Origin of the sequence: Actinomadura citrea (assembly GCF_013409045.1) — a bacterium.
GTDB lineage: Bacteria > Actinomycetota > Actinomycetes > Streptosporangiales > Streptosporangiaceae > Spirillospora > Spirillospora citrea.
Genome location: NZ_JACCBT010000001.1, coordinates 6,322,889 through 6,337,593, shown reverse-complemented (window position 1 = coordinate 6,337,593; position 14,705 = coordinate 6,322,889). Strand labels below are relative to the sequence as shown.

Sequence of the window (14,705 nt, the reverse complement as noted above, 5' to 3'; positions counted from 1 at the left end):
GCCCGCCGCCTCGGGGGCGGCGGGCCTCACGGCCGGGTCTGCGTGTCAGGGGATCAGTAGAGCTTGCGCTCCTGGACGGGGAGGTTCACCTTGGCCGGGCCGCGCCAGGTCTCGGCGGGACGCGGCGGGGCGAGGAGGGTGGTCACGTCGTCCTGGGCCGCGACGACCGGGATGCTGACGGAGCTCCCGCGCAGGTCCACCGTCACCTGGGCGCCCGTCGGCGTCTCGGTGTTGTAGTCGGCGTCCGTCCCGGCGAGGACCAGGGCCAGCCGGTGGCCCTTCTTCAGCAGGTACTCCTGGCTCAGCGTCTGCCAGCGGACGCCGTAGTAGCGGCCGGGCACCAGCGGTGTCGGGCGGCTCAGCGACCGGTCGTTCTGGGCGTCGAGCCAGCCGCGGGCGATCACGTTCACCGGCGAGGTCACGGTGGTGACCTCCGTCCGCCTGTAGCAGGCGTCGTCGGCGGGCGTGCTCTCACCGTGGCAGTCCTCGGTGGTCAGCGTGCGGATGCCGGAGCCGGCGCCGAGGTAGTCCACGCGGGTGTCGTCGCCGTAGTCGACCAGCAGCGCCGTCAGGTTCGACGTCGGCCTGTCCAGCTTGATCTTCAACCGGGCGTCCGGGGTCCCGGACAGGCGCCCCGTCCCCGGCAGCGGGGCCGACACGAACGCCGCCCGGTACGGCTGCGCCGCCGTGGGGTCGGCGACCATCGCGTCCTCGGGCAGGCCCGCGCCCTGGGGGCCTGCGGCGTCGGTGAAGGCGGCGGTCGCGCCCGCCGCGGCCGGCTTCAGGCCGAGGGAGCCGCCCTCGCCGGGGCGCAGGACGACGCTGCGCGCGTCCCGGGCCGGCCAGTCCCGCTGGGTGATCCACTGGTCCGGGCCGATCTCGATGTCGGCGCGCGGCTGCCGCATGATGTCGTTGGGGATCCGCTGCAGCTCGTGGTCGAACCACTTGTGCAGGGTCGCCACCCATGCGTCCCGCCGGGTGTCGAACGGATCGACGTGGCCGCGCTGCGTCAGCCAGACCTTGCGCTGGACGCCGCGGCGCGCGAGCGCGTTCCACCATTCGGCGAAGTGGTCGTCCTTCACGTTCAGGTCGTTGACCCCGTGGGCGGCGAAGATGCTCGCGTGCACGCGGGACGCGCGGCCGATCGTCCCGTCCCGGTAGTCGGCGGTCTTCCAGTAGCCGTTGTAGTCGCCGGTGTCGTCGTCCTCCCCCTTGTCGAGGTCGGCGTTCACGGCGGCGCACTTCTCGGGCGGGTCGGTGTCGACGTAGCTCGCCAGCCACGGCTGCTCGTCGGTCCAGTACTTCACGCCGTTCATCCGGCTGTAGTCGTACCAGCTGCTGATCGCCGAGATGGGGACGATCGTCTCCAGCCCCTCGACGCCGGTGGCCGCCACGCCGTTGGCGAGCGTCCCGTCGTAGGACTTGCCGATCATGCCGGTGCGGCCGGTCGTCCAGGTCGCCTTCGCCGGGCTGCCGTCCGGCCGGTAGGCCCGGGCGCGCCCGTTGAGCCAGTCGATCACGGCCTTGCCGCCGAGGACGTCGGTCGGGCCGCCGCTGACCGGGCAGCCGTCGGAGCGGGTCGTCCCGACCATGTCCACGGCGAGGAACGCGTACCCGCGCGGCACGAAGTAGTTGTCGTAGTAGAGCGGGAACTTCACCGGGTTCCCGTTCGCGTCGTAGGTCTTGCGCTCGCTCTCGTTGCCGCGCCCCGCGTTGTCGTAGTAGGGGCTCTCATCCATGATCACCGGCACCCTCAGACCGTGCTCGGTCTCCTTCGGCCGGATGATGTCCACGTTGACGCGGTCCTTCTTGCCGTCCCGGTCGCTGTCCACGCCGGACTCGACGTAGACGTGCTCGCGGATCGCGTCCTTGTAGGAGAAGACGGGCTGGGTGACCCCGCCCCTCACCACGATCTTGGGGGACGTCCCGGCCAGCGCCGTCGCGCCGCCGCCCGTGCCCGCGAGCGCCGCGCCGGTCAGCACGGCCACCGTCATGGTCCGCCGGGTTCGTCTCAGGGATCGCCTGGCCAACCCGCACCTCCGAGTATGAAAATGATCTCCGACGGGGCACAGGCTCCTCGTCTGGAGGGCACGGGTAAAGGGCGGCGTGCGACGAAGTCGGCCCGGATGTGGTCACCTCCTGCCCTTGCCAAGGCGGAAATGTCCCTATTGCAGATTTCGGTTGTCCGGGAAAGGGTCGCGGGGATGCCCGGCGCGCCGGCCGGGCACCCCCGCCTCATGGGTTGGAGCTATAGGAAGTCACTCAGGATGGGTCCGTTCCGCCTCAACTTCTCCAAGAAGGGCGTCGGGCACAGCGTTGGAGGGCGCGGAGCCCGCTACACCCGCTCGGCCGACGGGCGCCGTCACATGACGTTGCGCATCCCCGGAACGGGCCTGTCGTGGCGACGGTCCCTGAAGTCGTCTAGCCGCTCTTCGCGCGATTGACCGCCGACAGGACGGCCTCCACCGACGCGTTGAGCACGGACGTGTCGCGGCCCGCGCCCCAGCGGGTCGCGCCGTCCACGCGGCATTCGGCGTAACCGACGGCCACGGCGTCCCGCCCGGCCCCGGCCGAGTGCTCGGCGTACTGCAGGACGTCCACCTTGATCCCGGCGGACGCCAGCGCGCCGGTCAGCGCGTCCAGCGGGCCGTTGCCCGTGCCGGTGTGCTCGCGCTCGTCGCCGTCGACCCGGACGACGCCGGTGAAGTCGTGCCGCGCCGGGCCGGTGCTGGAGGTCCGCCATCCGGTCACCTGGACCGGCCCCGGCCGGTCGAGGTACTCAGCGCGGAACAGCTCCCACAGCTCGTCCGCCGTGACCTCTTCGCCGCTGCCGTCCGTCGCCCGCTGCACGACCTGGGAGAACTCGATCTGCAGGCGGCGCGGCAGGTCGAGCCCGTGCCCCGTGCGCAGCAGGTAGGAGATGCCGCCCTTCCCGGACTGGCTGTTGACGCGGATGACCGCCTCGTACCCGCGCCCGACGTCGGCCGGGTCGATCGGCAGGTACGGCACGTCCCACGGCAGCGCCTCCGGCGGCACGCCCCGCTCCCCGGCGAGCCGCGCGTGGCGGGCCATGCCCTTGCCGATCGCGTCCTGGTGGGTGCCTGAGAACGCCGTGTACACCAGGTCGCCGCCGTACGGATGCCGCTCGTGGACGGGCAGCCGGTTGCAGTGCTCGACCGTCCGCCGGATCTCGTCGATGTCGGAGAAGTCGATCCGCGGGTCGACGCCCTGCGCGTGCAGGTTCAGCGCCAGCGTGACCAGGTCGACGTTGCCCGTCCGCTCCCCGTTGCCGAAGAGGCAGCCCTCGACCCGCTGCGCGCCGGCCAGCATCGCCAGCTCCGCGCACGCGACGCCCGTCCCGCGGTCGTTGTGCGGGTGGACCGACAGGATGACCGCGTCGCGCCTGGCCAGGTTGCGGTGCATGTACTCGATCTGGTCGGCGTACACGTTCGGAGTGGCGATCTCGACCGTGGCCGGCAGGTTCAGGATCACCGGGCGTTCGGGGGAGGCGTCCCACAGCGCGGTGACCGCGTCGCACACCTCCAGGGCGTAGTCGGGTTCGGTGACGTTGAACGTCTCGGGGGAGAACTCGAACCGCACGCCGGGCCCGGCGAGCCGCGCCACGTCGGCCGCGCCGTCCATGATCAGCCGCCGCACCCCGTCCCGGCCGGCCCCGAGCACGACGTCCCGCCACACCGGCCCCGTCGCCGTGTACAGGTGGACGACGGCCCTGGGCAGCCCCTCGATGGACGCGAACGTCCGCTCGATCAGCTCCCCGCGCGCGGGCGTGAACACCACGGGCGTCACGTCGTCCGGCACGCCGGTCTCGGCCAGGTGCCGGACGAAGTCGAAGTCGGTCCGGCTGGCCGAGGGATAGCCGACCTCGATCTCCTTGAAGCCCATCGTGACGAGCAGGTCGAACATGCGGCGCTTGCGGGCGGTGTCCATGGGCTCGGCCAGCGCCTGGTTGCCGTCCCGCAGGTCGACGGGCACCCACAGGGGCGCGCTCTCGATGCGCCCGGACGGCCAGGTGCGCTCGACGTCCGGCACGGGCGACGGCACGCGCTCGTGGGCGGACCGGTACCGGTGGAACGGCATGGAGCTGCCGCGCTGGGGGTTCCAGAAGGGCGCGCCGTCCGCCACCGGGCCGGACGGGGTGTGGAGGGTGGGGAAGTGCGTGCGCGGGGTCGGGACGTTCATGGGCCTGTTCCTCGTTCGATCGCCGGACGACCGGCAGCACCGGACCCCGCGGCGGGGTGCCGGTCCGGATCAGGCCCCGCCGCGGCGACCGAGAAGAAGGCCCTGCCACGACACGTCGCCCACCCAACCACACCTCAGCTCCTCAGACAAGCTGAGGTGGCCTAGTCTGGAGGCCCGCCGCCGTCCCCGGAGGACTCCCGATGCCGCTCGGCCCGCTCCGTCCCAGCCCGCTCGTCGAGCAGGCCGCGCAGCGGCTGCGCGACCAGATCGCCGCCGGGGCGTGGCCGGTCGGCACGCGGCTGCCCGGTGAGACGACCCTCGCCACGGAGCTGGGCGTGGGCCGCTCCACCGTCCGCGAGGCCCTGCGCGCCCTGGCCGGAGCCGGTCTCGTGCAGGCCCGGCAGGGCGCGGGCGTCTTCGTCGTCGCGACCGAGCCGGCCGAGGACTGGCCCGCCCGGCTCCGCCGCGCCTCCGTCGCCGACGTCTACGAGATCCGCGCCATGGTGGAGGTCCGTGCCGCCGAGCTGGCCGCCGAGCGCCGCACCCCGGACGACCTGGCCGCCCTCGACCGGGCGCTCGCCGACCGCGACACGGCCCTCGCCGGCCCCGGCGTCGAGGCGTTCATCGACGCCGACATCGCCCTGCACACCGCCGTCATCGCCGCCGCGCACAACCCGGTCCTCGCCGACCTGTTCGCCGGGTTCGTGCCCGTCCTGCGCGACGGCCTGCTCGACCTCGCCTCCCTCGTCGACGTCCGCGCGTCCGACCACGCCCACGGCAGGGCCGCCCACGCCGCCCTGGTCGAGGCCGTCCGCGCCCAGGACCCGGCGGCGGCGAGCGACGTCATCAGGGCCGAGCTCGACCGGACCCTGACCGGCCTACTCCAGAGCCGATAGGAGGGGCGGCAGGTCACCGTCGTGGACGACGGTCAGGCGGCGGGTGGCCCTGGTGAGCGAGACGTAGAGGTCCTGGCCGCCCTTGGCGGACTCGGCGAGGATCCCGGACGGGTCGACGACGACGACCGAGTCGAACTCCAGGCCCTTGGCCTCCTCGGCGGTCAGGACGACCACGGGCGAGTCGAGGGCCTCGGGGGTGGCGCCGACGGCGGCGTCCGGGAGAGCCCGCAGCACGCCGGCGTGGCGCGCCGCCGAGGCGATGACGGCGAGGCGGCCCTCCTTGAAGGCGCCGCCGATGTCCTCGCCGCCGGTCACGAGGACCAGCTCCGAGCGGACGAGGGACGGCAGCTCCTCGACCGGAAGCGCGACCGCGGCCGGCGGCGGCCCGTCGTCGCGGACCGGTTCGGGCGGCGTCTGGTCCGGGGCGACGGCGGCCAGGACGTCCGCGGCGACCTTCATGATGGCGGCGGGGGTGCGGTAGTTGACCATGAGCCGCTGCTCGCGCCACCGGCCCGGGACGTAGCGGTCGAGCATCTGGCCCCACGACGCCGCGCCGGCCGCGCTGCCGGTCTGGGCGATGTCGCCGACGACCGTGAGGGAGCGCGTCGGGACGCGGCGCATCACGGTCCGCCACGCCATCTCCGAGAGCTCCTGCGCCTCGTCCACGATGACGTGGCCGTAGGCCCATTCGCGGTCGGCCATGGCGCGCTGGGCGGTGGTGAGGCGCGGGCCGGCGTCGTGGTGGCGCTCGGCCAGCTCGCTCGCGGAGATCAGGTCGCTCGCCAGGATCATCTCGGTGCCGTCGGTCGTCTGCATGACCTCGCGGGCGTAGCGCTCCTCCTCGGCGAGCGCGGCCTGCGCCGCACGGGCGCGGGCCCTGTCGTCGGAGTCGTCCTTGCCGAGGAGCTCGGCGGCCTCGTCCAGCAGGGGGACGTCGGAGATCGTCCACGGTGAGCCGGGCGGGCGGTGCAGGAGCGCCCGCTCGTCAGGGGAGAGGCCGGCCTCGGCGCCCACGCGCGCCACCGCCTCGGCGGAGGCGTAGAAGTCGGTGAGGAGCCGCTCGGGGGTCAGGTCCGGCCAGAGCTCGTCCAGGGCGGACCTGACGGCCGGATCCTGCCAGAGGGCCTCCTTGGCCATGCGGAGGTCCGTCTCGTCCAGAAGGGGCTCGTCCTCGGCCTCGTCGACCAGCTCCTGGAGCCAGGCGGGCAGCCCGCCGGACTTGGCGATCTCTTCGAGCGGCTCGTCCATGATGCGGTCGAACTGCTCGGCCCGGTTGAAGGCGAGCGCCTCCAGCATGTCGTGGACGAAGCGGCGCCGCTGGATGTTGTGCGGGGCGCGCAGGGCACGGGCGCGTTCACGGATCTGCTCGCACTTGTCGGCCTCCACGACCAGGGTGAGGCCGTCGGCCTCGATGCGCAGCCCGCCGGCGGGGACGCGCTGCCGGTCGCGGACGGCCGCCTCCACGAGGCCGGCCATGCGCAGGCCGCCCTTGACGACGGCGGCCGCGGGCGTCTCGGCGGCCGCCGCCTTGAGCCCCGGGTACAGCTCGCCGACCGTGGCGAGCGCGACGTCCGTCTCGCCCAGGCCGGGGAGCACCTGCTCGATGTAGCGCAGGAACGTGGCGTTCGGGCCCACGATGAGGACGCCGCGCCGCTCCAGGACGTCGCGGTGCGTGTAGAGGAGGTAGGCGGCCCGGTGCAGCGCGGCGACCGTCTTGCCGGTGCCGGGGCCCCCCTGGACGACCAGCACCCCCTGGAGGCCGGAGCGGATGACCTGGTCCTGCTCCTCCTGGATGGTCGCGACGACGTCGCTCATCCGGCCCGTCCTGCCGCGGCGGAGGGTGGCCAGCAGGGCGGCCTCGCCGACGATGCCGCCGCGCTCGGACTCCTCCAGGCCCTCCAGGTCGAACACCTCGTCGTCCAGCCGGACGACCTCGCGGTGGCGCAGGTGCAGGTGGCGGCGGCGCGCGAGGGTGCCGGGCGCCCCCGGAGTGGCGGTGTAGAACGGCCGGGCCGCGGTGGCGCGCCAGTCGATCAGGACGGGCTCGTGGTCCTCGTCGCGCAGGCCGATGCGGCCGACGTAAAAGGTGTCGCCGGAGCCGTCCGCGTCGGCGCGGTGGTCGATGCGCCCGAAGCACAGGCCGTGCTCGACGGCGTTCAGCCGGACGAGCCGCCGGGCCGCCTCGTCGGTGGCGATGGCGCTCTCGACCCGCGCCTGGAAGGCGGCGCCGCCGCCCGCCGCCGGGCCCTCCCGCAGCGCGGTCGCGGCCCTGTCCCTTTCGGCGTCGAGCCGCGCGTACACGCGGGACACGTACTCCTGCTCGACGCGCACGGCGGCCCGCGCCGCCTTCTCTTCCCGTGCGGGGTTGACAGCGCCCGCTTGACGATGTCCCATGCCTCGACTACACTCCCTATTCATAGGGTGGAGTATCTCTATGCGCATTTGCGACTCGGAAGTCTAGCATCCTCGCACGCGCACCGCGTGATCTTCTAACGCCGTCCAAAAAGATCGTCTCTGTTGTGGCGGGCGTCATCCGCGCGGAACCCCCTGGTCATCGATCTTCGTGAGGCTGTCCGGCGAGCAGCACTGCCGGACCCCTCCGAAAGGTCACCCTCCATGGCCGACTCCGCCCGCCCGCTGAACCGGCGCGCCTTCCTCGCCTCCAGCGGGCTCGCCACCAGCGGACTCCTCACCGCCGTCGCCGTGACCGGCGCACCCGGCACCGCCCAGGCAGCCCCCCGCGGCCGCGCCCTGCCCGCCGATCCGTTCACCCTCGGCGTTGCCTCCGGCGACCCCGAACCCGACGGGTTCGTCCTCTGGACCCGCCTGGCCCTGGACCCGCACGACGAGAACGGCCTCGGCGGCATGCCCGCCCGGACCGTCCCCGTCCGCTGGGAGGTCTCCTCCGACTCGCGGTTCCGCCGCATCGACCGGCGCGGCACCGCCGCCGCCCGCCCCGACGCCGCCCACTCCGTCCACGTCGAACTGAACGGCCTGCGCCCCGGCCGCGACTACTGGTACCGCTTCCGCGTGGACGGCCACGTCTCCCCGGTCGGGCGGACGCGCACCGCTCCCCACCCGGCCACCTTCGGCCCCGCCCTCGCCATGGCCTTCGTGTCGTGCTCGCAGTTCGAGCACGGCTACTTCACCGCGTACCGGCGGCTGGCCGAGGAGCACCCCGACCTGGTCCTGCACCTGGGCGACTACCAGTACGAGTACAAGAAGGGCGTCTACACGATCCCGGGCGGCAACGTCCGCGACCACGAGGGCCCCGAGACGGTCAGGCTCGCGGACTACCGGCTGCGGCACGCCCAGTACAAGACCGATCGGGACCTGCAGGCCGCGCACCAGGCCGCCCCGTGGCTCGTCGTGTTCGACGACCACGAAGTCGAGAACAACTGGGCCGACCTCATCCCCGAGGAAGGCTCCGACACGCCCTCCGAGGACGCCTTCCGCGCCCGCCGCGCCGCCGCGTTCAAGGCCTACTACGAGAACATGCCGCTGCGCCGCCGGTCCATCCCCGCGGGCCCCGACATCCAGGTCTACCGGCGGGTGCGGTGGGGCCGCCTGGCCAACTTCCACATGCTCGACACCCGCCAGTTCCGCGACGACCAGGGCTGCGGCGACGGCTACAAGGACTGCCCCGCCGCCACCGACCCGAAGCGCTCCATCACCGGCGACGAGCAGGAGCGGTGGCTGCTCGACGGCTTCCGCCGCTCCACCGCCCGGTGGGACGTCCTCGGCCAGCAGGTGTTCTTCGCCCAGCGCGACAACACCGCCGGGCCCGTCAAGAAGACCTCGATGGACTCCTGGGACGGGTACGCCGCCTCCCGCGACCGGATCACCAAGGGCTGGCTGGACGCCGAGGTCCGCAACCCCGTCGTCCTCACCGGCGACGTCCACGCGCACTGGGCGAGCGACCTGAAGGCCGACTACGACGACCCGAACTCCAGGACGGTCGGCTCGGAGCTGGTGTGCACCTCCATCACCAGCACCGGCGACGGCGCGGACTCCGACCCCGCCGCCCACCCCTACCTCAAGATCAACCCGCACCTGCGCTTCTACAACAACCAGCGCGGCTACGTGCTGACGAGGATCGGCAAGGAGGAGATGAGGGCCGACTTCAAGACGCTCCCGACCGTCCGGACCCCGGGCGCCGACATCTCCACCAAGGCGACGTTCGTCATCGAGGACCGCGTCCCCGGCGTCCACCAGGCCTACCTGCGGCCCTACGCCTCGGCGAAGGCGGCGGCGCAGCCGGATCAGGAGCTGATCAGGCAGACCGTCCGGAACGAGACCCAGCCCTGAGGACGGGCCGCCGGGACGCGCGGGGCGTCCCGGCCGGCCCCCGCCCTCAGCGGTCCACGCGCGGGCTCGTCGCGGGGCCGTCGAAGATGTCGTCGAGGTCGTAGGCCACCGGCACCTCCAGCTGGGCGTAGGTGCAGGAGTCGGGCGTCCGGTCGGGACGCCAGTTCCGGAACCGGGCGGTGTGCCGGAACCGGTCGCCCTCCATCGCCTCGTACGCCACCTCGACCACCAGCTCCGGACGCAGCGGAACCCAGCTGAGGTCCTTCTTGCCGGTCCAGCGGGAGATCGCGCCGGGCATGCGGTCGACGGTCGCCTCCGTCTGGTTCGCCCACGCGGCCCACGGGTGCTGGGCGAGATCCTGCAGCCGGTAGGGCTCCAGCTCCTCGACCAGTTCGGCGCGGCGCTTCATCGTGAACGAGGCCGCGACGCCGACGTGCTGGAGGTTGCCGTCGGTGTTGTAGAGCCCGAGCAGCAGCGACCCCACGATGGGCCCCGACTTGTGCCAGCGGAAGCCCGCCACCACGCAGTCGGCCGTCCGCTCGTGCTTGACCTTGAACAGGACGCGCTTGTCGGGCTCGTACGGGACGTCCCGCGGCTTGGCGATGACGCCGTCCAGCCCGGCGCCCTCGAACTCGTCGAACCAGCGCAGCGCCAGCTCGTAGGAGTCGGACGCGGGCGTGACGTGGATCGGCGCCTTCGCCCCGGCCAGGGCGTCGACGAGCCGCTGCCGCCGCTCGCCGAGCGGCACCTCCATCAGCGACTCGTCCCCGAGGGCGAGCAGGTCGAACGCCACGAACGACGCCGGGGTCTGCTCCGACAGGAGCTTGATCCGTGACGCGGCCGGGTGGATGCGCTGCTGGAGGCCGTCGAAGTCGAGGCGCGTCCCCTTGGGCAGCACGATCTCGCCGTCCACCACGCACCGCTCGGGCAGCTCGCGCCGCACGGCCTCGACCAGTTCGGGAAAGTAGCGGGTGAGCGGCTTCTCGCCGCGGCTGGACAGCTCCACCTCGTCACCGTCGCGGAAGACGATGCAGCGGAACCCGTCCCACTTCGGCTCGTACAGCAGGTCGCCCTTGGGCATGGTCTTGACCGCCTTGGCCAGCATCGGCGGCAGCGGCGGGCTGATCGGCAGGTCCATCCCCCCATCTTGCGCCCCGGCACCGACAAAAGGGCATCCCGGGGGTCCGATAACGTGCAGGTCATGCGCCGTCTGCTGCCCGAGCCCGCCGCCGGCGGCGTCGATCCCTACGAGGCCTACGGGGACCCGCCCCGCCTGCGGCTCGGCATGGTCATGAGCGCGGACGGGTCCGTCACCGACGCCGAGGGCTGGACCGACGGCCTCGGCGGCGCCGCCGACTTCCGCGTCTTCCGGACCCTGCGCGCCCTGGCCGACGGGATCGTCGTCGGTGCCGGGACCGTCCGCACGGGACGCCTCGGCCCGGCGCGCCTGCGCGACGACCTGCGCGCGCGCCGCGGCGGGCCGCCCGCGCCCATCGTCGTGGTGAGCCGCTCCCTCGACCTCGACTGGACGCTCCCGCTGTTCACCGAGGCCGAAACGCCCACCATCGTCGTGACGACCCGGAACGCCAGGGCCAAGGTCCCGGGCCACCTCCAGGCCGTCGCGGAAGGCGACGGCGACGTCGACCTCCCCGCCGCCGTGAGAGCGCTGCGCGAGGACCTCGGCCTCGACCGTCTCCTCTGCGAGGGCGGCCCCTCGCTGGCCACCGCGCTCATCAGGGCGTCCCTCGTGGACGAGCTGTGCCTCAACATCGCCCCCACCCTCCTCGGAGGCGCGCTCCACACCCGCCTGCTGGAGGGCCTGGACGCCGAGGTGCCGCTCGACCCGGCCGCCCTCTACCTGGACGAGGGCGTGCTGTTCGTCCGCTACCGGCTGCTGGTGTAGCGCGGCCTCGCCCGGCTCCGCGGAGAGGATCCGCCGAGGGGATCCGCAGAGGGGATCCAGCCGCCCGGCGACCGGTCAGACCGGTGTGGTGACGGTCTGTCCTCCAATCTGTACGAATCCGTCATGCCGGAAGCGTTGGGGAGCGACACTAGGCGGCAGGGGGACGAGTGAGAATCTCACGAAAGGAGCGGGGGTGGAGTACGCCGCATTGGGCGCGTGGATCATCGCCGCCGTCGCGGGCGGGTACCTGCTGGTCGTGTGGCTGGTCAACGGGGGGCGTTCGACGAAGGTGACGCGGTTCCCGCGTCTGGTCGTGGCGGGGCATCCGCTCTCGGCCGTCGCGGGCCTGGTCGTGTGGATCGCCTACGTCGTCACGGGGAACGCCGCCTACGCCTGGGTCGCCTTCGCGGCCCTGCTCGTCGTCATCTTCCAGGGGCTGCTGCTGTTCACCCGCTGGCTCGTCGGCCGCGGCGGCCGCCACGCCAGGGGCGCCGAGCAGGCGTTTCCGGCCGCGGCGGTCGCCGTCCACGGCGCGGTGGCGGTCGTGACGTTCGTCCTGGTCTTCCTGACCGCGATGGAGGTCGGCCGGGCGTGAGCCCCGCGGCTCACGCCCCGCGCCGCAGCACGAGCAGCGCGCGGTCCCCGACCGGCACGACGTCGCGGGCCTTGAGGCGGGGACGGTCGCCGACGGCGCCGGGCTCGGCGGTGTCGAGGGCGAACTCCCAGCGCTCGCCGTACTCGGCGCCGGGCAGCGTGAACTCGACCGGCTCCGACCCGGCGTTGACCAGCAGCAGGAAGGAGTCGTCCCGGACGCGCCGGCCGCGCGGGTCGGGCTCGGTGATGGCGTCGCCGTTGAGGAACACGCCGAGGGACTTGGCGAAGCCGACGTTCCAGTCCTGGTCGGTCATGCTCTCGCCGGCCGGGGTCAGCCAGGCGATGTCGGCGGCGGCGCCGCGGCCCGTCCCGGTGAAGAAGCGGCGGCGCCGGAACACCGGGTGGTCGTGCCGCAGCCGGGACAGGAGCCGGACGAACTCCATGTCGCCCGAGTCCTCCCAGTGGACCCAGGCGATCTCGTTGTCCTGGCAGTAGGCGTTGTTGTTGCCCTGTTGCGTGCGGCCGATCTCGTCCCCGTGGGAGAGCATCGGCACGCCCTGCGACAGGAACAGCGTGGCGAGGAAGTTGCGGCGCTGCCGCGCCCGCAGGTCGAGGACCCCGGGGTCGCGGGTGGGGCCCTCGACGCCGCAGTTCCAGGACCGGTTGTCGTCGGTGCCGTCCCGGTTGTCCTCGCCGTTGGCCTCGTTGTGCTTGTGGTCGTAGGACACGAGGTCGGTGAGCGTGAACCCGTCGTGGCAGGTCACGAAGTTGATGGACGCGAACGGTCGGCGCGAGCTGTGCTCGTACAGGTCGGAGGAGCCGGTCAGCCGGGACGCGAACTCCGGCATGGTCGCGTACGAGCCGCGCCAGAAGTCGCGGACCGTGTCGCGGTACTTGCCGTTCCACTCCGTCCACAGCGGCGGGAAGTTGCCGACCTGGTAGCCGCCCTCGCCCACGTCCCACGGCTCGGCGATGAGCTTCACCTGGGACACGACGGGGTCCTGCTGGACGAGGTCGAAGAACGCGGCCAGGCGGTCGACGTCGTGCAGTTCGCGGGCCAGCGCCGAGGCGAGGTCGAAGCGGAACCCGTCGACGTGCATGTCCAGGATCCAGTAGCGCAGCGAGTCCATGATGAGCTGCAGCGCGTGCGGGTTCCGGACGTTCAGCGAGTTGCCGCAGCCGGTGTAGTCGAGGTGGTAGCGCTTGTCGTCGTCGCGCAGCCGGTAGTACGAGGCGTTGTCGATGCCCCGGAACGACAGCGTCGGGCCCAGGTGGTCGCCCTCGGCCGTGTGGTTGTAGACGACGTCCAGGATGACCTCGATGCCCGCCTCGTGCAGGGCGCGGACCATCGCCTTGAACTCCAGCACCTGCTCGCCGGACTGCCCCGAGGAGCTGTAGGAGTTGTGCGGCGCGAAGAACCCGATCGTGTTGTAGCCCCAGTAGTTGTCCAGGCCCCGCGCCACCAGGGCGTGCTCGGGGACCGACTGGTGCACCGGCATCAGCTCGACCGCCGTCACCCCGAGGTCGAGGAGGTGGTCGATCATCACCGGGTGCGCGAGCCCGGCGTACGTGCCGCGCTGCTCCTCGGGGACGGCCGGGTGCAGCTTCGTCAGGCCCTTCACGTGCGCCTCGTAGATGACGCTCTCGTGGTAGGGGACGCGCGGCGACCGGTCGTCGCCCCAGTCGAAGAACGGGTTGACCACCACGTTCTTCGGCATGTACGGGGCGCTGTCGTCCTCGTTCAGCGCGTCCGGGTCGGCGAACCGGTAGGAGAACAGCGCCTCGTTCCAGCGGATCAGCTCGCCCGGCGTGACGCCCGCGACGGCCTTGCCGTACGGATCGAGCAGCAGCTTGGAGGGGTTGCAGCGGTGCCCCTCGCGGGGGTCGAACGGCCCGTGCACCCGGTACCCGTAGCGCTGGCCGGGCCCGATGCCGGGCAGGTAGCCGTGCCAGACGAACCCGTCCACCTCGGGCAGGTCCCGCCGCGTCTCACGCCCCTCGTCGTCGAACAGGCACAGCTCGACCCGCCGGGCCACCTCCGAGAACAGCGCGAAGTTCGTGCCCGTGCCGTCCCAGGTGGCACCCAGCGGATAGGGATCCCCGGGCCATACCTCCCGCATGCTCCTCCACCCCTCGGCCGGTTCGTCCTGGCCCGTCGATTGTGGCCTACCCGCTCCCTTCCCCGCGCGCCGCGGCCCCTCACCGCGCGCGTGTCATTCCCGCGCGGCCCCGCGGGGGAGGCGCCAGACGACCTCCTCGTCGCGGGTCTCCCCGGTGCGGCGCAGCCCGATCCTGGACGCGACGGCCGCGGACGCGCGGTTGTCCGGGGCGACGGTCGCGACGACGTCGCGCACGCCGTGCGCCGCGAGCCAGTCCAGCAGCGCGCGGGCGGCCTCGGTGGCGAACCCGAACCCCTGGTACGGCATGCCGATCACCCAGGCGACCGACGCGGCGGGCCGCGGCGGGCCCGGCGTGATCGTCGACCCGGCCGCGGCGGGCGTCACGGCGAACCCCGGCGGCGCCGGCGCGACCGTCGCCTGCACGTAGCCGACGGCCTGCCCGTCCCGGGCGCGGCGGACGATCCAGTTCAGCCAGCACTCCTGGTGGTAGGGCGCCGGGCCGGCGACCAGGTGCGCGTAGCGGGCGCGCAGCTCGTCGCGCGTGAGGGGCTCGCCGCCGATGTGGCGGTGCAGGCGCGGGTCGTCCAGAACGGGGGCCATCTCGTCCGCGTGGTGGACCGCCAGCGGCTCCAGGACGAGGCGCTGGGTGCGGATGGTGTCGGCGATCGGCCCGTACACCCGCCG

At 73.0% G+C, this 14,705-nt stretch carries 11 protein-coding genes; 5 read left to right on the top strand and 6 right to left on the bottom strand.

The features are described 5' to 3' along the window. Nucleotides 1-53: 53 nt before the first annotated feature. Entirely contained in the window at nucleotides 54-1,994 is a 1,941-nt protein-coding gene (locus tag BJ999_RS29110) for a Xaa-Pro dipeptidyl-peptidase (protein ID WP_179836223.1), read from the bottom strand. Between the two features lie 51 nt (nucleotides 1,995-2,045). Here BJ999_RS29110 and BJ999_RS43765 point away from each other — a divergent pair, with 51 nt between their 5' ends. After that, nucleotides 2,046-2,444 carry a DUF4236 domain-containing protein gene (locus BJ999_RS43765; RefSeq protein ID WP_308427225.1) on the top strand — a complete coding sequence of 133 codons (399 nt, stop codon included), beginning with the start codon at nucleotides 2,046-2,048 and terminating at the stop codon, nucleotides 2,442-2,444. Here BJ999_RS43765 and leuA read toward each other — a convergent pair. Then, nucleotides 2,422-4,098: a 2-isopropylmalate synthase gene (leuA, locus tag BJ999_RS29100; protein ID WP_229810159.1), complete on the bottom strand. Its 1,677-nt coding sequence runs from the start codon at nucleotides 4,096-4,098 to the stop codon at nucleotides 2,422-2,424. The genes BJ999_RS43765 and leuA overlap by 23 nt on opposite strands. Before the next feature lie 302 nt (nucleotides 4,099-4,400). Here leuA and BJ999_RS29095 point away from each other — a divergent pair, with 302 nt between their 5' ends. Beyond that, nucleotides 4,401-5,096, top strand: coding sequence for a FadR/GntR family transcriptional regulator (locus tag BJ999_RS29095; protein WP_179836221.1), 696 nt, complete (start codon nucleotides 4,401-4,403; stop codon nucleotides 5,094-5,096). On the opposite strand, the gene BJ999_RS29090 is transcribed toward BJ999_RS29095, so the two are convergent. After that, nucleotides 5,079-7,490: a HelD family protein gene (locus BJ999_RS29090; RefSeq protein WP_179836220.1), complete on the bottom strand. Its 2,412-nt coding sequence runs from the start codon at nucleotides 7,488-7,490 to the stop codon at nucleotides 5,079-5,081. The genes BJ999_RS29095 and BJ999_RS29090 overlap by 18 nt on opposite strands. A gap of 222 nt (nucleotides 7,491-7,712) precedes the next feature. Between BJ999_RS29090 and BJ999_RS29085 the strand changes: the two genes are divergently transcribed. Then, nucleotides 7,713-9,404 (top strand): alkaline phosphatase D family protein, encoded by a 1,692-nt coding sequence (locus BJ999_RS29085; protein WP_179836219.1) that lies wholly within the window; start codon nucleotides 7,713-7,715, stop codon nucleotides 9,402-9,404. Nucleotides 9,405-9,450: 46 nt separating this feature from the next. On the opposite strand, the gene BJ999_RS29080 is transcribed toward BJ999_RS29085, so the two are convergent. Further along, entirely contained in the window at nucleotides 9,451-10,542 is a 1,092-nt protein-coding gene (locus tag BJ999_RS29080; protein ID WP_179836218.1) for an ATP-dependent DNA ligase, read from the bottom strand. A 63-nt stretch (nucleotides 10,543-10,605) separates the two neighbouring features. On the opposite strand from BJ999_RS29080, the gene BJ999_RS29075 reads away from it, so the two are divergent. Both BJ999_RS29075 and BJ999_RS29070 read left to right on the top strand, forming a co-directional pair. After that, nucleotides 10,606-11,307, top strand: a complete 702-nt coding sequence (locus BJ999_RS29075) for a dihydrofolate reductase family protein (protein WP_179836217.1) — start codon at nucleotides 10,606-10,608, stop codon at nucleotides 11,305-11,307. A 193-nt stretch (nucleotides 11,308-11,500) separates the two neighbouring features. Further along, on the top strand, nucleotides 11,501-11,902 hold the full coding sequence (locus BJ999_RS29070; protein ID WP_179836216.1) for a hypothetical protein: 402 nt from the start codon (nucleotides 11,501-11,503) through the stop codon (nucleotides 11,900-11,902). 10 nt (nucleotides 11,903-11,912) lie between these two features. On the opposite strand, the gene glgX is transcribed toward BJ999_RS29070, so the two are convergent. After that, complete coding sequence (glgX, locus tag BJ999_RS29065; protein WP_179836215.1) at nucleotides 11,913-14,021, bottom strand: glycogen debranching protein GlgX; 2,109 nt, start codon at nucleotides 14,019-14,021, stop codon at nucleotides 11,913-11,915. Nucleotides 14,022-14,114: 93 nt separating this feature from the next. After that, nucleotides 14,115-14,699 (bottom strand): GNAT family N-acetyltransferase, encoded by a 585-nt coding sequence (locus BJ999_RS29060; RefSeq protein WP_179836214.1) that lies wholly within the window; start codon nucleotides 14,697-14,699, stop codon nucleotides 14,115-14,117. Nucleotides 14,700-14,705: the final 6 nt, after the last annotated feature.